This window comes from Luedemannella flava, from assembly GCF_039528515.1.
Lineage (GTDB): Bacteria > Actinomycetota > Actinomycetes > Mycobacteriales > Micromonosporaceae > Luedemannella > Luedemannella flava.
Genome location: NZ_BAAALT010000151.1, coordinates 219 through 18,406 on the forward strand (window position 1 = coordinate 219; position 18,188 = coordinate 18,406).

An 18,188-nucleotide genomic window follows, 5' to 3' on the forward strand; every position below is an offset into this window, starting at 1 on the left:
CCCCGCGCCCGACCCGGGCCGCCCGCAGCCGCCGTCGCCGTTCCCGCCCGTGCCGACGCCGCCCTATCCGGGGCCGACGCCGCCGTACCCCGGGCCGCAGCCGGGACCGCCCGTGCCGGCCCCGCTCACCGCCCCGGGGCACGACCCGGTCGACGCGTGGGGGCCGCCGCCCGAGCAGTCGGACTGGCGCCAGCCGGCCTACGCGCCGCCCGCGGCCCGCTCCGGTCCACAGGGGACGGTCTACGGTGGTGGCATCGGGATGCCCCCCAGCGGCATGATCCCGGAGGACACCGGGTCGCTCACCGGACACATTCTGGCCCAGGGGCTGCCCGCGACGATCCCGCCCGCGGAGAGCCGGTCGCGTACCCGCCGAGTAGTGATCATCATGGCCGCCGGCCTGGGCATGGTGCTGCTGATCGGCGCTTTCGTGGCCGTACTCGCCTCATCTTTTCTGAGCGACTAGAGGGTGACGCGGAACACAGCGTCGGTGCCGGCCGTCACGCCGGCGCCGGCGTGACGTTTCGACCGGGTACGATTGGTGGGATCTTGTGTCCGGCGTGCGTTCAGGCGCGCCGATGATGGGCTGTTCTCTTCACGCAACTGTCGCTGAGGACGGCCCCCGTGGAGAGGTTCCCATCACCATCATGTCGATCGACGCTGCGCCCGGCATGGGCGCGCTCAACAGCCTGCCCTCCGTCCTTGACGACCCCGCCGAGAACGACGCGACCGGGTTCGCGGAGCTGGGCCTGCCGCGCCAGCTCGTGCGCGCGCTCGGCCGGGCGGGCATCACCGCTCCGTTCCCCATCCAGCAGGCCACCATCCCGGACGCCCTGGTCGGCCGGGACGTGCTCGGCCGCGGCCAGACCGGCTCCGGCAAGACCCTGGCCTTCGGCCTGTCCGTGCTCACCCGCCTCGCGCAGGGCGAGCGCAGCGCGCCGCACCGCCCCAAGGGCCTCATCCTCGTGCCGACGCGCGAGCTGGCCATGCAGGTCAACGACGCGCTGGCCCCGCTGGCGAAGTCGCTCAAGCTGTTCACCAAGACCGCCTTCGGCGGTTCGTCGTACGGGATCCAGATCGAGGCGCTGCGCAAGGGCGTCGACGTGCTGGTTGCCACACCGGGCCGGCTCGCCGACCTGATCGAGCGCGGCAACTGCTCGCTCGCGGACGTCGAGGTCACGGTGCTCGACGAGGCCGACCAGATGGCGGACATGGGCTTCCTGCCCGACGTCACCGCGCTGCTCGACCAGACGCCGAAGGGCGGCCAGCGGCTGCTCTTCTCGGCCACCCTGGACGGTGACGTGGACACCCTGGTCAAGCGCTTCATGACCGACCCGGTGACGCACGAGGTCGACCCCGCCGTCGCCGCGGTGGACACCATGACCCACCACACGCTGATGATCCCGCCGCGCGACAAGTTCACGATCCTCGCCTCGATCGCGAACCGGCAGGGCCGCACCATCATGTTCGTCAAGACCCAGATGGCGGTCGACCGGTTGGTTGAGCAGCTCTCGGCGGTCGGCGTCCGCGCGGGTGCTCTCCACGGCGGAAAAACCCAGCGGGTACGCACACGCACGCTCGCCGACTTCAAGGAGGGTCGCGTCGACGTCCTCATCGCGACGAACGTGGCCGCGCGCGGCATCCACGTCGACGGTGTGGACCTGGTCGTGCACGTCGACCCGCCGAAGGACCCGAAGGACTACCTGCACCGGGCGGGACGCACCGCCCGCGCCGGTGAGTCGGGCGCCGTCGTCACGCTGGTGCTCCCGCGCCAGCGCGCGAGCACGCTCGGCATGCTGGAGAAGGCCGGCGTCGACCCGATCCGTACGCACGTGACGGCGGGCGCCCCGGCGCTCGTCGAGGTCACCGGCGCCCGCGAGCCGTCCGGCGTCCCGGTCGTCATCGTCGAGGAGACCCGCCCCGAGCGTCGACCCCGCCCCCGCTTCGAGGGCGACCGCCGCGACGGCGACCGTCGCTTCGGTGAGCGTCGCTTCGGCGACCGCCCGCGCCGCTTCGACGGCGACCGGCCCGCGGCAGCCGACGGCGAGCGTCGCTTCGACGGCGACCGGCGTACGGCGTCCGAGGGTGAGCGTCGCTTCGACGGCGAGCACCGGCCGCGCCGCTTCGACGGCGAGCACCGTCCCCGGCGCTTCGACGGTGACCGGCGCCCCGGGGTGCCGCAGCGTCCCGACGGCGCGCACCGCCACGACGGCACCCACCGCCCCGAGCAGGGCCACCGCCAGGAGGCCAGCCACCGTCCCGACACGGGCCACCGGCACGACGGCGACCGGCGCCCCGACGCGGAACGCGGCAGCTTCTCGCGCGGCCACCGGTCGAGCGGACGACGCTTCCGCTAACCATGCGGATGGTAGTCGTTACGTAATGTAGTGACTGTCGTGCAGTTATCAAGCGGCTGACCTGTTTATGTACGCAGGTCAGCCGCTTCTTGTCTGGCGCGCTCTTGACATCGGTGATTCCAGATGTGACCGTGGAAGCGCTCCCATGAAACACGGGGGTTCTTGACGAGAGTGCCGATCACGGATAAGACGCGCAGAGGGGGAGGCGGCTCAACAGGAGCCGTCTCTTTCGTTTTCCGCCCTCCAGCCGCCCGCTCCCGGCTCGCCAAAGGCGACCCAATGGCGAGCGGCACCCGGTCAATGCCGCCAACGTCGCGCATCTCGCGAAGCCCGACCGATCTCCTCCCTCGCCACCTCCTGCACACATATGGCGAGGTCCTAGCGGCCGAGGCTCGCCCCATGCGCACAGTTGATGGCCTACAGGGCTGGACCCCTTCGCCAGAAGCGCACAACTGGCGGGACAACGCACTCCCACCCCGCCAGAAGCGCACATTTGGCGAGCCGGAGAGCCCTCCGCTTCGCCCAAAGCTCACATTTGGCGAGCCGGAGAGCCCTCCACCCCGCCAGAAGCTCACAAGTGGCGAGACAACACGCCTCCCACCTCGCCAGATGCGCACAAGTGGCGAGGGAGAACGTCCCACACCCCGCCAGAAACGCACACTTGGCGGCCCGAGTCGTCCCCTACCCCGTCAGATGTGCACATCTGGCGCACGCGCGGCGGTTTGGTGAGCGCGGCGGGCGGGAACCAGACAGGCAGGACGAAACTTACGGTCCGTAGTAGCCGGGCTGACCTGCGGGCATGTGGTGTACGTCAAGGTCCGGCCACACACCATTGACAGGGCCGAAACGCAATGTCAATATGGGAGCGCTCCCAATAAAATCGGCTTAGTTCGATGGGCACGGGGGATACAACCAGCTCAGAGGGGGAGGCGGCTCAGCAGGGGCCGCCTCTTTCGTGCCCAGGGCGGTTACACAGAGTTATCCGGTGCCCACTCTCCGGTGTTCAGGAACGCGTCGACGACCGTCATGCGACTGGCCAGGTCGAGGCCCTGTGCGCGTACCCACGAATCATTGAAATAGGTGTTCGCGTAGCGTTCGCCGCCGTCGCAGAGCAAGGTGACCACGGACCCGGAGGCGCCGCGGGCCAGCAGCTCGGCGATCAGGCCGAAGGCGCCCCACAGGTTCGTTCCGGTCGATCCGCCGACGCGGCGGCCGAGCACCGCGGAGGCCACCCGCATCGCCGCGAGCGACCCGGCGTCGGGCACCCGGATCATCCGGTCCACGACGCACGGCTGGAACGACGGCTCGACCCGGGGGCGGCCGATGCCCTCGATCCGCGACATGCGACCGGTCTCGACGGTCAGATCGCCCGAGGTCCAACCGGCGTAGAACGCCGAACCTTCCGGGTCGACGACACAGAGCTTCGTGCAATGGCGGCGATACCGGATATAGCGGCCGATGGTGGCCGAGGTGCCGCCCGTACCGGCGCCGACCACGATCCAGGTCGGGATGGGGTGCCGCTCCAGGGCGAGCTGGCCGAAGATCGACTCGGCGATGTTGTTGTTGCCGCGCCAGTCGGTGGCCCGCTCGGCGTATGTGAACTGGTCCATGAAGTGGCCATGCCGCTCGGCGGCCAGGGCGCGCGCCGTCGCGACCACCGTCGCACCGTCGGCCACCAGGTGGCAGGTGCCGCCCTGGAACTCGATGAGGGCGATCTTCTCCGGGGACGTGGCGGCCGGCATGACGGCGATGAACGGCAGCCCGAGCAGGCGCGCGAAATAGGCCTCGGACACGGCCGTGGATCCCGAGGAGGCTTCCACAATGGTCGTCCCGGGCCGGATCCACCCGCCGCACAACGCATACAGGAACAGGGAGCGCGCCAGCCGGTGCTTGAGCGAGCCGGTCGGGTGGACGGACTCGTCCTTGAGGTAGAGGTCGATTCCCCAGGACCGGGGCAGCGGGAACGGCAACAGATGGGTATCCGCTGAGCGGTTCGCGTCCGCTTCGACGACGGCGATCGCCTCTGTCACCCACTCGCGGTCGGCGTCCGAACAACGCTCCAAGTGTTCCACCGGCAGACCCTAACCCGATGATCGCGACGGTCGTCGCACGCGTGTCCGGCTCGCCTATTCTCCCCGCAGAACGCCCCTACACAACGCGAATTACGGTTTGTCGGACATGGGGTTATGGCGGTGCTGTAATGGTCCTACGTCCCATCGAAGACTCTGGCTCGCGCCGGCCGTCACCCCTGTGCCGTTCACGGTCGAGCCGCAGAGAGCTTCGGCGACGCAAGGAGGGGGTCGTGGACACTGGAGATCGTCTGCTCACACCGGGCGAGGTGGCCGCGCTGTTCCGTGTCGACCCGAAGACTGTCACGCGATGGGCGGCGGCCGGCCGGATCAGCAGCATCCGCACGCCCGGCGGTCACCGCCGCTTCCGTGAGTCAGAGGTACGCGCCCTGCTGGAGGGCGAGGCCGAGGAAAACGCAGCCGCCCCACCCGGTCGATGAACACACACCTACGACGGAAGGCGGCCCGCGCCCAGTTCGCCTGACCACCGCGTGAGCAGCGAGTGGTCGACGCCGATCGCGTCGAGCACCTTCGCCGCCACGAAATCGACCAGCTGCTGGCCGCTGGCCCGCGCCCCGGCGCCGTAGAAGCCCGGGCTCGCCGGCAGCACGACCGCTCCGGCGTCGTGCAACGCCAGCAGGTGCTCCAGGTGGCTGCGGGTGACCGGGGTCTCGCGGGGCACCACCACCACCGGACGGCGCTCCTTGAGGTTCACCTCGGCCGCCCGCTGCAACAGATCCTTACTCAGTCCGATGGCGATCCCCGCGCAGGCCGCGGTGCTAGCCGGGACGACCACCATGCCGCGGGCCGGGTAGGAGCCGGACGCCGGGCCGCCACCGAGGTCGCCCGGCGGCCAGTAGGCGACGTCGCCCAGGTCAGCCTGAAGCCAGTCGGCCAGGTCGGACTTCCAGTGGGCGTCGCGGAACCGCACGCCCGTCTCGTCCAGCAGGGTGAGCCGGGCGGCCCGCGAGACCACCAGGTCGACGGCCGCACCGGCGTCGAACAGCCCGCGCAGCACCGCCGCCGCGTACGGGGTGCCGGAGGCGCCGGAGACCCCGACGACCCACGGCACGCGGGCCGCGGTCATGGCCGCAGGCCCCCGTTCACCACCAGGTCGGCGAGCGCGAAGGCGAACAGCGCGATGCCGATGACGCCGTTGGCGGTGAAGAACGCGCGGTTTACCCGCGAAAGATCATCGGCGCGCACGATCGCGTGCTCGTAAACGAGCACCAGTCCCGTGAGACCCAGGCCAACCCACCACAACCAGCCGTACTCCACCACGACGCCGTACCAGACGAAGAACGCCATGGTGACCACGTGCACGGCTGACGAGATGCGCAGCGACCCGGCGATCCCCCAGCGCACCGGCACCGAGCCGACCCCGATCCGCTTGTCGGCCGCGTAGTCCTGGCAGGCGTAGATGCAGTCGAACCCGCCGATCCAGGTGCCGACGGCCACGCCGAGCAGGACCGCCGGCCACGACCACTCACCTGTCACCCCGATCCACGCACCCACCGGCGCGACCGCCTGGGCCAGCGCCAGGAACGCCTGCGGATAGTTGGTGAACCGCTTGGCGTACGAGTAGATGACCAGCGCCACGACGGCCAGCGGGGACAGGGCCAGGCAGAGCCAGTTGAGCGCCCCGGCCGACACCAAAAAGATCAATAAGCTGAGTACGAGCCCGGTCCACGCGGTCCGCAGCGACACGGCGCCCGTGATGAGCTCCCGGCCGGCGGTGCGCGGGTTCTGCGCGTCGATGTGCCGGTCGATGATCCGGTTGGCCGCCATGGCGACAGTCCGTCCGGAGACCATGGCGACCGTGATGAGCCCGAGGGTGCCCCACTGGATCGACGGCACCATCGCGGTCAGCGCGGCCAGGTACGCGAACGGCAACGCGAAGATCGAGTGCTCGATCATGACGAGCCGCATGAAGGCCCGGACCGGGGACGGCCGCTGGGCTAGAACAGTCACAACCCGAACTCCTTCCACCGCCGGTCCACCCGGGCCACGATCTCCGGGGACATGACCATCTCCTCGGGCCAACCGCGCGTGTAGCCCTCCGTGGGCAGCTTGCGGGTCGCGTCGACGCCCGCCTTGCCGCCCCAGAACTGCTGGTACGACGAGTGGTCGAGGTGGTCCACCGGGCCGGAGGTGAGCAGCAGGTCGTGCGAGTAGTCGACGTTGCCGAACGCCCGGAACGCGACCTCGTGGTAGTCGTGCGGGTCGCAGTCGTCGTCCACCACGACGATGAGCTTCGACAGCGACAGCAGGTGCGCGCCCCAGATCGAGGACATCACCTTCTGCGCGTGCTTGGGGTAGCGCTTCTTGATGGAGACGATGCAGCAGTTGTGGAAGACGCCCGCCTCGGGCAGGTGGTAGTCCACGATGTCCGGGATGAGCATCTTCAGCAGCGGGAGGAAGATGCGCTCGGTGGCGTGCCCGATGCCGCCGTCCTCCTGCGGCGGCTTGGACGTCACGATCGAGTGGTAGACCGGGTCGCGCTGGGTCGTCATGCACGTGATGTGCAGCACGGGGAACGGCTCGACCGGCGTGTAGAACCCGGTGTGGTCACCGAACGGACCCTCGGGCGCCCGCTCCCCCGGCTCCACGTACCCCTCGAGGACGATCTGCGCGTTCGCCGGCACCTGCAGCGGGACGGTGAGGCAGTCGACCATCTCGACCCGCTCGCCGCGCAGGAACCCGGCGAACAGGTACTCGTCGATGTCGCCCGGCAGCGGGGCCGACGCGGAGTAGCTGACCACCGGGTCGCAGCCGATCGCCACGGCGACGGGCAGCCGCTGGCCGAGCCGCTCGGCGACCGCGTGGTGGGCGGTGGAGTCCTTGTGGATCTGCCAGTGCATGCCCAGCGTGTTGTGCGAGTGCTGGTGCAGCCGGTACAGGCCGAGGTTGCGCTTGCCCGTCTCCGGGTGCTTCGTATGGGTCAGCCCGAAGTTGTGGAAGATGCCGCCGTCACCGGGCCAGATCTGCAGGCCGGGCAGCCGGTTGAGGTCGACGTTGCCGTCTCGGTAGACGACCTCCTGGCAGGGGGCGGTCTTCACCTTCTTCGGTGGCACGCTCTTGAGCTGGAGCAGTTTGCCGAGGCCCTCACGCATGCCCGCGAAGCCCACCGGCAGCTCGGGCTTGACGAGGGACCCGATCCGGTCGCCGATCTCGTCGACGGAGGAGACGCCGAGCGCCATCGCGGTGCGCTTGTGCGTGCCGAAGAGGTTGATCGCCACCGGCATCTCGCCCCGGGTCGGCCGCTCGAAGAGCAGCGCGGGGCCGCCCGCGCGGACCGTCCGCGTGACGATCTCGCTCAGCTCCAGGGTCGGGTCCACGGGGACCGTGATGCGGCGCAGTTCGCCGGCCTTCTCCAGCGTCCGGAGGAAGTCCTTGAGATCGTCGTACGGGCCGTACTGCCCGGCCTGCCCACGTGCCATGCCCTGCAGTCTGCCGGGTCGGGTGACGTCACCCGCTGGCGGGCTGTCCCGTTGAGGTGTTCGTGGCAATCGCGCGGGCGGGGGTCGCGCTGTGCGCCGTACTCCTCAGTTTTGTTCTCTCATCCGCCGCGTGGGCCGCGCCGGGCGGATACGCGCCCTCGCCGACCCCCGCGACGCCGGAACCTCGTGCCGGCTACCACCACCTCGGCGCGACGACCGTGGGTGGCTGGTCCGGCGTCTCGGGCCGGCTGCGGGTCGCGGACCCGGGGGTACGGCCGGGAACGTACGACTTCGTGGCGGCCCGCTTCATGGCGCGCAGCACCGACGGCACGGCCTGGCTGGAGGCGGGCTGGTCGGAGAACGGCTGGCTGCGCGACGGCCGCCAGCACGTCTACACCTACGACACGGTGAGCCGGCGCTGGACGTTCCACGACGAGTACCCGATCGGGCCCGGCGACCGGGTCTGGATCAACCTGGAGTCGGCCGGGGAGGGGCACTGGCGCGCGTGGCTGTGGTGGCAGGGCCAGTGGCGGCTGCTCACCGACCAGCGCCTGCCGATCCGCGCGTCCACCACGATCGAGCAGTACGTCGAGGTGTACGTGGACCCGGCGATGGGCGGGTACGTGACGCTGCCGCCGGCGGGCTTCGACAACGTGCGACTGCGCGACGCGGCGGGGCGCTCCGAGTTCTGGCGCCTGGGCAGGGTGCCGACGGGCGCGGGCAGCGGCTTCGCCAACTACTGCCTGAACTGGGTCAACCGCTTCGACACCTGGTCGGCCGCGACCTGCGCGGCCGCGCGTCAACGGTGACCGGGCAGGCTACACGCCGGCGTAGGAGTGCATACCGACCGCCACGAAGTTGATCACGTAGAGGTTGATCAGCATGGTGATCCAGGCGGCGACGGCGATCCAGGTGGCCGTGGTCTTCCTGACGCTCGGGGTCGCGCGGGCGTGCAGGTAGCCGGCGTAGACCACCCAGGAGATGAACGACCAGGTCTCCTTCGGGTCCCAGCCCCAGTAGCGGCCCCAGGCCGCCTCGGCCCAGATCGCGCCGCAGATGATGGCGAACGTCCAGAGCGGGAACGCGAAGACCGTCACCCGGAACGCGAGCCGCTCCAGCGAGTCGGCGGCCGGCAGGCGGCGGCCCAGCGAGTAGGGGAACGACCGCTTGCCGCGGTCCCAGCCCTCGCGGGCCAGGAACAGCGCCGACGGGATGAACGCCATGAGCAGGATGCCCGACGACGACGCGGCCGCCGAGACGTGGATCTTCAGCCAGTAGGAGTTCAACGCCGGGACCAGCGGGGCGACCTGGGTGTGCAGCACCGCCATCGCGAAGCCGAGCAGGATCACCATGGCCAGCGAGACGAACAGGCCGAGCAGCCGGGCGGTGGGCCGCAGCACCAGCACGACCAGCCACGACAGGGCGCCGACGAAGCAGGCAGCGAGCACGAACTCGTACATGTTGCCCCACGGCACCCGGTGCGCGGCGAGGCCGCGGGTCACCAGCACGCCGCCGTGCGTGAGCGTCGCCAGCACCGTGAGGACGACCGCGACGCGACCGAACAGCGCGGCGCGCCGGCCCTTCTCACCGGTGGACACGGGAACGACCACCGCCGGCTCGGGCTCCGCGACGGCACCGTCCGGGTCGTCCCACAGCGGGTCGTGCGCCCTTTCCGGGCCGCCGACGCTGACCAGCTCCCGCTGGCGCGGGGCGGTGGCGACGCGGGCTACCGCGCCCTTCGCGCCGAAGGAGTACTCAACGGCGTACCCGAGCATCGCCAGGGTGTACCCCAGGATCGTCCACATCAGCAGCTGGTCGGACAGGTGCGCCATGGTTCTCCTCGAGTTGACTCACGAGCTGGGCGAACTCAGCCGCGAAGGAGGCTTGCTCGGTGCGGGGCAGACCACCCAGCGAGATGAGGCTACGCCCGTCGGCGTCGGGCACGACGCGCGCCCACACGCGGCGGCGCCGGCCGGTCAGCGACGTGAGCAGGCCGGTGAGCAGCGCGACCGCCCCGATCAGCACGGTCGTCTTGCCCGGGTCCTGCCGCACGGACAGCGCGGCCCACTGGCGGGTCCCCACGAACGTCATCGTCGAGCCGTCCGGCAGCGTCCACGACTGGCCGGACGACAGCTTCGTCTCGGTGCCGACCTGCCTGAGCGCGCCGGAGTCGAGCTGGCGGCGGTCCAGCTCGTACACGGACTGGGCGCGGCCCACGTCGAGGCCGAGGTCGCCCTGGTAGGCGCTGCACATGAGCGCCGGGTTCCGCTCGGCCGGGTGCGCCGAGCGCGCCAGGGACACGTCGTCGGGCACGGTCGGCAGGTAGACGCAGGAGAACGCGGTCTGCGCCCGGTCGGCGCGCGGCGTCGCGCCCGTCGGGTCGACGTTCGCGTCCGGGAACGCGGCCAGGCCGTGCGAGGTGAGGAAGTCGTCGTCGACCAGGAACGCCGCGACCGTGGTCTGCGACACCCCGTACCGGTCGGTGTAGCGCACGATGGGCGCGTAGCCGTGGCCGAAGAGGTAGACGCTCGCCCCGTCCAGGCGCAGCGGGTCGTTCACCGCGATCGTCGCCTGCCGCGCGGCGCCGTTGAGACCCTCGGTGTAGGTCACCTTGGCGGCGAAGTCCAGCGGCTGGCCGTTGTCCAGGTAGTCGACGGAGAAGTCGTCCAGTTGCAGGCAGAACGGGGGCAGGTCCTCGGGGCCGACGCGGGCGCCCAGGGCCGTCTCGTCGTACTGCGGGATGCTGTCGCAGAAGCCGTAGTCCGGGCCGGCGACGACGATCCGGTTGGCCTCCCAGCCGTACCACGACCCGGCGGCCACCCCGATGAGCAGCGCCAGCAGCGAGAAGTGGAACAGCAGGTTGCCGGTCTCCTTGACGTAGCCCTTCTCGGCCGCGACGGTCACCCCGTCGGGGTGCTCGCGGACCGCGACCCGCCACCGCCGCTTGCGCAGCAGCGCGGCGACCGCCCCGGCCGCGGCCGCGGGATCGCCGTCGTGGTGCAGGCCGTCGGCGTGCTGCGGCAGCCGGTCCAGCCGCTTCGGGGCATCCGGGGGTACGGCCTTCAGCGCGCGGAGGTGCTGGCTGAGCCGGGGCACCAGGCACCCGATGAGCGAGGCGAACAGCAGCAGGTAGATCGCGGAGAACCAGGGCGACGAGTAGACGGCGAACATCCACAGCCGGTCCAGCCACGGCCCGAGGTCGGGATGGTCGCGCAAATACTGGTTGACCCGCTCCGGTGCCAGGTTGCGCTGCGGCAGCAGCGACCCGGGGATCGCGGCGACGGCAAGCAGGAACAGCAGCAGCAGCGCGGTGCGCATGCTGGTCAGCCAGCGCCAGAACGCCCTCATACCGTCGCCTCCGCTGCGCTCCAGCGCCGGCATGAGTCGGAACTGAGCTGATGATTCGCTCGCTGACGCTCGCTCATATGCCGACGCTCCCGGCCCCGACCGTCGCGCGGAGCCAGTTGAGGAAGTCGCCCCAGACGCCCGTGACCAGGGCCAGGCCGACGACCATGAGCAGGACGCCGCCGATCCGGGTCACCCACTGGCTGTGCCGGCGGATGGCCTGGTGGACGCCGATGAGGCGCCGGAAGCCCAGCCCGAAGATCACGAAAGGCAGACCCAGACCCAGGGAGTACGCGATGGCGAGGGTGACCGCGCGGGGGGTCGAGCCGCTCACCGTGGCCAGGCCGAGGACGGCGCCCAGCGTCGGGCCGATGCACGGCACCCACGACAGCGCGAACACCGCGCCGAGCAGCGGCGCGCTGGCCAGGCCGGCGGCCGGCAGCTTGTGCAGCCGCCACTCGCGCTGCAGGCCGGGCACCCAGCCCAGGAACGCCGCGCCCAGCACGATGACGAGGACGCCGACGACGATCTCGACGGTGCGCTGGTGCACGAGCAGCGTGCGGCCGACCCCGGCGACGAGCACCGTGGTCAGCGTGAAGATCGCGGTGAACCCCGCGATGAACCCGGCCGTGCCCAGCACGACCCGGCCGCGCACCCGGGCGTCCGGCCGGTCGAGCCTGTCGCGCAGGTCGGCCCCGGCCAGCCCGGTCATGTACGACAGGTAGCCCGGCACCAGCGGCAGCACGCACGGGGACAGGAAGCTGACCAGCCCGGCGAGCGCCGCGACGCCCACCGCCACGAGGATCGGGCCGCCGGTGGCGATCTCGGCGAAGGTGTCGCCCACTAGAGGTTCTCCGCCGCGATCTGGTCGACGAGCGGCTGCAGGTCGGACTGGAGCATCGCCTTGCGGATCATCACGGCCACCCGATGCTGCCGGTCCAGGATGATCGTGGCGGGCAGCGACGTCGGCGGCACGTTGAAGCTCAACGCCAGCCTGCTCTGCGGGTCGAACACGCTCGGATAGGTCAACTGCCCGGCGACGAACGCCTTCGCCTTGTCCTTGTCGTCGCGGATGTTCACGCCCAGGAACGCGACCCTGGAGCCCTTGGTGGCCTGGTACGTCTTCTCCAGGTCGTCCTTCTCGACGCGGCACGGGCCGCACCACGACGCCCAGAAGTTGACGACGACGACCTCGCCCCGGTGCGCCGCGATGTCGTAGGACCCGCCGTCGAGCAGGGTGCCCGCGATCGACTGCGGCGCGCCGCGCTCGGCGGCCGGGTACACGGTGACGGGCTGGGCCGCTGCCGGGCTCCCGCCCGTACTCCCGCAGGAGGTGAGGGTGACCAGCGCGGCCGTCAGGGCCGCGATGAGGGCGAGTCGGCGCATCCTCAGGCGCCTCTTGCCTTGAACGCGTCCTGGGACAGGCCGAGGAGGTGGCCGGCGGGCTCGGCGTAGCCGATGCCGGCGAGCGTGTCGCCCTCGAAGTGGAAGCTGGTCACGCTGGCCAGGGAGCACTGGCGGCGCCGCGGGTCGTGCCACAGCCGCTTGCGCTCCATCCAGCGGCGCAGGATCCAGATCGGGAGCTGGTGCGAGACGGCGACCGCCTCGTGCCCCGCCGCGGCGTCGCGGGCGGCGAGGACGGCGGCGGTCATGCGGTCGGCGACGACACGGTACGGCTCGCCCCAGGACGGGGTGAACGGGTCGCGGACGGTCCACCAGTTGCGCGGGTCGCGCAGCGCCCCGTCGCCCACGCCGACGCGCTTGCCCTCGAAGCCGTTGATGCTCTCCAGCAGCCGGTCGTCGGCGGCGATCGCCAGGCCGAACTCGGCGGCGATCGGCTCGGCGGTCTGCTGGGCGCGCTCCAGCGGGCTCGCCACCACGTAGGCGATGTCGCGTCCCGCGAAGTGCTGGGCGACGGCCTTGGCCATCTGCACGCCCAGCTCGGACAGCTGGTAGCCGGGCAGGCGGCCGTAGAGGATCTTCTCGGGGTTGTGCACCTCGCCGTGCCGGACGACGTGCACGATCGTGTTCGTCACGCTCCCCCTCCTTCGGGGGTCACGCTCGTCGCGGCGGCGGCCGCCTCGGCGGCGGCGGGCAGCGCGGCGGCGAAGTGCTCGATCGCGTCGTCGTCGATGGCGGTCGAGACGAACCACGCCTCGAACGCGGACGGCGGCAGGTAGACGCCGCGGGCGAGCATGGCCTGGAAGAACGCCGTGAACGCGGCGGCGTGCTGGGCGCGCGCCTGGTCGTAGTTGGCGACCTCGTCCGGCGTGAAGAAGATCGAGAACATGTTGCCGGCGTGCTGGAGCCGGTGCGCGACGCCGGCGCCGTCGAGCGCCTTCGACGCGAGGCCGCTCAGCTGCGCGGCGGTGCGGTCGAGCTTGCCGTACACCTCGGGGGTGCACAGGCGCAGCGTGGCGAGGCCGGCGGCGCTGGCGAGCGGGTTCCCGGACAGCGTGCCGGCCTGGTAGACCGGCCCGGCCGGGGCCAGGTAGCCCATCACCTCGCGCCGACCGCCGAACGCGGCGGCGGGCAGGCCGCCGCCCATCACCTTGCCGAAGGTGATCAGGTCGGCGTCGATCGGCTCGCCGCGGCTCGCGGATAGCTCGGCCCAGCCGCCCTTCGACACCCGGAAGCCGGTCATGACCTCGTCGAGGATGAGCAGGGCGCCGTGCCGGTGCGCGATCGCGGCGAGGCCGGCGTTGAAGCCGGGCGCGGGCGGGACGACGCCCATGTTGCCGGCCGCCGCCTCGGTGATGATCGCCGCGATCCGGGCGCCCTCGACCGCGAACACGGCCGCCACGGCGGCGAGGTCGTTGTACGGCAGGACGATCGTCTCGGCGGCGGCGGACGGGGTGACGCCGGGCGAGTCGGGTCGACCGGCGAGATCACCCTCAGTTCTCGCGGCCGCCAGGGTCGCCACGCCGGACCCGGCCGCGGCGAGCAGGCCGTCGGAGTGACCGTGGTAACAGCCGGCGAACTTGATGATCTTCGGTCGGCCGGTGAAGCCGCGGGCCAGGCGGATCGCGGACATCGTCGCCTCGGTGCCCGAGTTGACCAGGCGGACCTGGTCGACGGGGGTGCGACGGACGATCTCCTCGGCCAGCTCGACCTCACCCGGCGTCGGGGCGCCGAAGCTGGTCCCCTTGGCGGCGGCCGTGGTCACGGCTTCGATCACGGCAGGGTGGGCGTGGCCCAGGACGAGCGGGCCCCACGAACAGATGAGGTCCAGGTAGCGGCGGCCGTCGGCGTCGAACAGGTACGCACCCTCGCCGCGCACCATGAACCGGGGCGTCCCGCCGACCGCCCGGAAGGCGCGCACCGGCGAGTTCACCCCGCCCGGCACGACGGCCAGGGCGCGGTCGAAGAGGTCCTGAGAGGCGGGCGCCTCGGCGGGGAAGGTCTCAGTCACGGTGGCCTCATTCTGACAGCCCTGGTTGCCGCGCTGGCCAGCAGCCCCAGCGCGGCGCCTACGGGCGGGTAGCCTTGGCTGCCATGACGGTCACTGACGACGTGCTCTCGCCGCCCTCCGCGAAGCGCCTCCCCCACATTCGCACCCACCACGGGGACGAGGTGGTCGACGAGTACGCGTGGCTCGCGGACAAGGACGATCCGGACACGATCGCCTACCTCACCGCCGAGAACGACTGGACCGACGCGCGCACCGAGCACCAGTCCGCGTTGCGGGAGACCCTGTTCAACGAGATCAAGCGGCGCACCAAGGAGACGGACCTGTCCGTCCCGGCCCGCAAGGGCGGCTTCTGGTACTACTCCCGCACGGTCGAGGGGCAGCAGTACGCGATCCACTGCCGGCTGGTCGCCGAGCCGGGGCAGGTCGCGCCGCCGTCGATCGACGCGGGCGGCCCGCTTGCGGGCGAGGAGATCCTGCTCGACGGCAACGCGCTGGCCGGCGACTCGCCGTTCTTCTCGGTCGGCACGTTCGACGTGAGCCCCGACGGGAACCTGCTGGCCTACTCGGTGGACCTCACCGGCGACGAGCGGTTCACCCTGCGGGTCAAGGACCTGCGCACCGGCGAGCTGCTCGACGACGAGCTCACCGAGGTGTTCTACGGCTCCGCGTGGTCGAAGGACGGGTCGGTGCTCTTCTACCAGACCGTCGACGACGCGTGGCGGCCCCACCGGGTCTGGCGGCACGTCCTCGGCACGCCCCGCGACGCGGACGAGATCGCCTTCGAGGAGCCCGACGAGCGGTTCTGGGTCGGCATCGGCCTGACCCGCTCCGAGGAATACCTGCTCATCGACGTGCACAGCAAGACCACGAGCGAGGTGTACGTCGTGCCGGCCGCCACGCCGCTCGACCCGCCGCGCTCGGTCGCGCCGCGCCGCCAGGGCGTCGAGTACGGCGTGGAGCACGACCCGGCCGGCGACCGCTTCCTGATCATGCACAACGACGGCGCGGAGGACTTCGCGCTCGCCTGGACGCCGGTCGACGCGCCGGGCGCCTGGCAGCCGCTCATCCCGCACGTGCGCGGCGTCCGGCTGCTCGACGTGGACGCGTTCGCGTCGCACCTGGTCGTCTCCCTGCGCCAGGACGGGCTCACCGGCCTGCGGGTCATCCCGACCGACGGCGACGCGTACGAGATCACGTTCCCGGAGCCGATCTACACGGTCGGGCTGGACGCGAACCCCGAGTTCGACACCGCCACGATCCGGCTGCACTACGCCTCGCTGGTCAGCCCGGACTCGATCTACGACTACGACCTGCGTACGCGGGACATGGTGCTGCGCAAGCAGCGGCCCGTGCTCGGCGGCTACGACGCCGCGCAGTACGAGCAGCACCGCGAGTGGGCCGTCGCGCCCGACGGCACCCGGGTGCCGATCTCGCTGATCTGCCGCGTCGGCACGCCCCGCGACGGCTCGGCGCCCGCCGTGCTCTACGGGTACGGCTCGTACGAGGCGAGCATGGACCCCTGGTTCTCCATCGCCCGACTGTCCCTGGTGGACCGTGGCGTCATCTTCGCCGTGGCGCACGTGCGCGGCGGCGGCGAACTGGGCCGGCACTGGTACGACGACGGCAAGCTGCTGCACAAGAAGAACACGTTCACCGACTTCATCGCGTGCGCGCGGCACCTCGCCGCCTCCGGGTGGACCGCGCCCGAACGCATCGTGGCGCGCGGCGGCTCGGCGGGCGGCCTGCTCGTCGGCGCGGTCGCCAACATGGCCCCGGACGCGTTCGCGGGCGTCGTGGCGCAGGTGCCGTTCGTCGACGCGCTCACCACGATCCTCGACCCCAGCCTGCCGCTGACCGTCACCGAGTGGGAGGAGTGGGGCAACCCGCTCGACGACCCCGACGTGTACGCGTACATGAAGTCGTACACGCCGTACGAGAACGTGGCGGAGGCCCGCTACCCGGCGATCCTCGCGATGGGCAGCCTCAACGACACCCGGGTGCTGTTCCACGAGCCGGCCAAGTGGGTCGCCCGCCTGCGGGCGGTCAACCCGGACGGCAACTTCCTGCTCAAGACCGAGATGGGTGCCGGTCACGGCGGTCCCAGCGGCCGCTACGACGCCTGGCGCGAGGAGGCGTTCATCAACGCCTGGACCCTCGACCTGGTCGGCAACGCCGACTAGGTCGAATGGTCGCTGACCTTCCTCCGGAGAAAGACACTCCGCCGGAAGGCGCACGACCGAGTCACCAGGGCACGGCGACGGTCGCGAGCTCGCGGGGGTAGACGATGCGGAAGCCCGCCTGCGTGCGGGCCTCCACGACACCACCGGCCAGCATGTTCTGGCCGGTGGCGTCGAACCGGACGCCGTTCCACGGCAGCATCACCTGCGTGGCCGGCAGCCACATCTGGCGCAGGGTGGCACGGATCGCGGTCGGGTCCGCGTCGCCGGCCCCGCTCAGGGCCACGGCCAGCGTCAGCGTCGCGGTGAACGTCTCGGCCGCCGCCGCCGTCATCGCGCTCCCGAACCGCTTGCGGTAGAGCGACGCGACCGCCGACGCCACCGGGTTGCGGGTCACGTACTCCGCCGACCAGCCGACCGCGCGCAGCAGCACCGGCGAGCCGTCCGACGCGCCGCCGGTGAGCCCGGCGAACGCCGGCCCGATGCCCAGCACCGGCACCGACTCCCGCGTCCTCGCCGCCACCTTGGTGGCCGCCGTCGCCCCGTCCTTCGTGCCCGCGACCGCCACCAGGACGTTCGCCTCGGCGTCCACCGACGCCGCGATCGACTGCGCCGACGCGGTGCGGATGTCCACTTCGGCCACCGTCGGATAGCCGGCCGCGCCGGCGAGCTGGCGCACCAGCGCGAGCAGGCCGTCGGCGCGGCCGTCGTGCAGCACCGCGAGCTTCACCTCCGGCGTCCGCGCGAGCTGCTGGTGGCGTAGCAGCGCGAACGCGGCGTCCACCAGCATCCGGTCGCTCGGCGCGGTGCGGAAGTACCACTCCTGGCCCAGGTCGGTGAGGGTGTCGGCGGAGTTGACCGCGTCGAGCAGGGGCAGCCCCAGCCACTCGGTCTGGGCGCTCACCGATGCCACGGTCGCGGCCGACCCGGCGCACACGACGCCCACGGCGCGCTGGGCGGTGAGCGTGCCGGGGACCTTGGCCAGCGCCGCCGACGAGCTCGTGTCGACCACCGTGAGCCGCAGCGGGGCGCCGCCCAGGCCGGGCAGGCCGAGCTCCGTCGCGAGCGGCACGGGCAGGTCGGGGTGCGCCTCGTTGACCACGTCGACGGCGAGCCGCGCGCCGTTCGCGACGTCGGCGTCGCCCGCCGGCGCGGCCAGCGCGATCGTCACCGGGCCGGGCGGCGCCACCGGGTCCGGGCGACCGTCACAGGCGCCGAGGGTTACGAGCAGGCCCGCCAGCAGCAGACCGACGCGACGCTGCCGCCCGAAATGTCGCAGAGGTGCCTCCGGAGAGGGGCGCTCCTCCGGGACGCTCGCGACTGGCACGGCCGTATCCTTGCCGGACGCGGTGCAATTTTCAACCGCTTGTGCCGATGGCCTGCCATCTGGG

At 71.6% G+C, this 18,188-nt stretch carries 15 protein-coding genes and 1 pseudogene; 5 read left to right on the forward strand and 11 right to left on the reverse strand.

Going from position 1 to position 18,188, the window contains the following annotated elements; translation table 11 throughout:
* Both ABD211_RS22355 and ABD211_RS22360 read left to right on the forward strand, forming a co-directional pair.
* Nucleotides 1-463 (forward strand): annotated as a pseudogene (locus ABD211_RS22355) (hypothetical protein); the annotation flags it as partial.
* Nucleotides 464-644: 181 nt separating this feature from the next.
* Nucleotides 645-2,354 (forward strand): DEAD/DEAH box helicase, encoded by a 1,710-nt coding sequence (locus tag ABD211_RS22360; protein ID WP_344135287.1) that lies wholly within the window; start codon nucleotides 645-647, stop codon nucleotides 2,352-2,354.
* 968 nt (nucleotides 2,355-3,322) lie between these two features.
* On the opposite strand, the gene cds1 is transcribed toward ABD211_RS22360, so the two are convergent.
* The gene (cds1, locus tag ABD211_RS22365) at nucleotides 3,323-4,426 is read right to left on the reverse strand and encodes an L-cysteine desulfhydrase Cds1 (protein WP_344135290.1); all 1,104 of its coding nucleotides are present in this window, start codon (nucleotides 4,424-4,426) and stop codon (nucleotides 3,323-3,325) included.
* Nucleotides 4,427-4,656: 230 nt separating this feature from the next.
* Here cds1 and ABD211_RS22370 point away from each other — a divergent pair, with 230 nt between their 5' ends.
* Nucleotides 4,657-4,863 carry a BldC family transcriptional regulator gene (locus ABD211_RS22370; protein WP_344135293.1) on the forward strand — a complete coding sequence of 69 codons (207 nt, stop codon included), beginning with the start codon at nucleotides 4,657-4,659 and terminating at the stop codon, nucleotides 4,861-4,863.
* An 8-nt stretch (nucleotides 4,864-4,871) separates the two neighbouring features.
* Here ABD211_RS22370 and ABD211_RS22375 read toward each other — a convergent pair whose 3' ends face one another.
* The 3 genes from ABD211_RS22375 to ABD211_RS22385 are packed head-to-tail and all read right to left on the reverse strand — an operon-like array spanning nucleotide 4,872 to nucleotide 7,863.
* Complete coding sequence (locus ABD211_RS22375) at nucleotides 4,872-5,510, reverse strand: UbiX family flavin prenyltransferase (protein WP_344135296.1); 639 nt, start codon at nucleotides 5,508-5,510, stop codon at nucleotides 4,872-4,874.
* Entirely contained in the window at nucleotides 5,507-6,412 is a 906-nt protein-coding gene (gene mqnP / locus ABD211_RS22380) for a menaquinone biosynthesis prenyltransferase MqnP (protein ID WP_425560492.1), read from the reverse strand. The genes ABD211_RS22375 and mqnP overlap by 4 nt, the downstream gene beginning before the upstream one ends.
* Nucleotides 6,391-7,863 carry a menaquinone biosynthesis decarboxylase gene (locus ABD211_RS22385; protein ID WP_344135302.1) on the reverse strand — a complete coding sequence of 491 codons (1,473 nt, stop codon included), beginning with the start codon at nucleotides 7,861-7,863 and terminating at the stop codon, nucleotides 6,391-6,393. The genes mqnP and ABD211_RS22385 overlap by 22 nt, the downstream gene beginning before the upstream one ends.
* Before the next feature lie 62 nt (nucleotides 7,864-7,925).
* Here ABD211_RS22385 and ABD211_RS22390 point away from each other — a divergent pair, with 62 nt between their 5' ends.
* Nucleotides 7,926-8,672 carry a hypothetical protein gene (locus ABD211_RS22390; protein ID WP_344135305.1) on the forward strand — a complete coding sequence of 249 codons (747 nt, stop codon included), beginning with the start codon at nucleotides 7,926-7,928 and terminating at the stop codon, nucleotides 8,670-8,672.
* A gap of 9 nt (nucleotides 8,673-8,681) precedes the next feature.
* Here ABD211_RS22390 and ccsB read toward each other — a convergent pair whose 3' ends face one another.
* The 6 genes from ccsB to hemL all read right to left on the reverse strand — a co-directional run bounded on the left by ccsB (nucleotide 8,682) and on the right by hemL (nucleotide 14,620).
* Nucleotides 8,682-9,695 (reverse strand): c-type cytochrome biogenesis protein CcsB, encoded by a 1,014-nt coding sequence (gene ccsB / locus ABD211_RS22395; RefSeq protein WP_344135308.1) that lies wholly within the window; start codon nucleotides 9,693-9,695, stop codon nucleotides 8,682-8,684.
* Nucleotides 9,619-11,211 carry a cytochrome c biogenesis protein ResB gene (gene resB / locus ABD211_RS22400; RefSeq protein ID WP_344135311.1) on the reverse strand — a complete coding sequence of 531 codons (1,593 nt, stop codon included), beginning with the start codon at nucleotides 11,209-11,211 and terminating at the stop codon, nucleotides 9,619-9,621. The genes ccsB and resB overlap by 77 nt, the downstream gene beginning before the upstream one ends.
* A 73-nt stretch (nucleotides 11,212-11,284) precedes the next feature.
* Nucleotides 11,285-12,052 (reverse strand): cytochrome c biogenesis CcdA family protein, encoded by a 768-nt coding sequence (locus ABD211_RS22405; protein ID WP_344135314.1) that lies wholly within the window; start codon nucleotides 12,050-12,052, stop codon nucleotides 11,285-11,287.
* Entirely contained in the window at nucleotides 12,052-12,600 is a 549-nt protein-coding gene (locus tag ABD211_RS22410) for a TlpA family protein disulfide reductase (protein WP_425560493.1), read from the reverse strand. The genes ABD211_RS22405 and ABD211_RS22410 overlap by 1 nt, the downstream gene beginning before the upstream one ends.
* On the reverse strand, nucleotides 12,597-13,244 hold the full coding sequence (locus ABD211_RS22415) for a histidine phosphatase family protein (protein WP_344135320.1): 648 nt from the start codon (nucleotides 13,242-13,244) through the stop codon (nucleotides 12,597-12,599). The genes ABD211_RS22410 and ABD211_RS22415 overlap by 4 nt, the downstream gene beginning before the upstream one ends.
* On the reverse strand, nucleotides 13,241-14,620 hold the full coding sequence (hemL, locus tag ABD211_RS22420; protein WP_344135323.1) for a glutamate-1-semialdehyde 2,1-aminomutase: 1,380 nt from the start codon (nucleotides 14,618-14,620) through the stop codon (nucleotides 13,241-13,243). The genes ABD211_RS22415 and hemL overlap by 4 nt, the downstream gene beginning before the upstream one ends.
* An 83-nt stretch (nucleotides 14,621-14,703) precedes the next feature.
* Here hemL and ABD211_RS22425 point away from each other — a divergent pair, with 83 nt between their 5' ends.
* Nucleotides 14,704-16,800 carry a S9 family peptidase gene (locus tag ABD211_RS22425; protein ID WP_344135326.1) on the forward strand — a complete coding sequence of 699 codons (2,097 nt, stop codon included), beginning with the start codon at nucleotides 14,704-14,706 and terminating at the stop codon, nucleotides 16,798-16,800.
* A gap of 61 nt (nucleotides 16,801-16,861) precedes the next feature.
* Here ABD211_RS22425 and ABD211_RS22430 read toward each other — a convergent pair whose 3' ends face one another.
* Complete coding sequence (locus tag ABD211_RS22430) at nucleotides 16,862-18,124, reverse strand: type 1 periplasmic-binding domain-containing protein (RefSeq protein ID WP_344135329.1); 1,263 nt, start codon at nucleotides 18,122-18,124, stop codon at nucleotides 16,862-16,864.
* Nucleotides 18,125-18,188 lie beyond the last annotated feature (64 nt).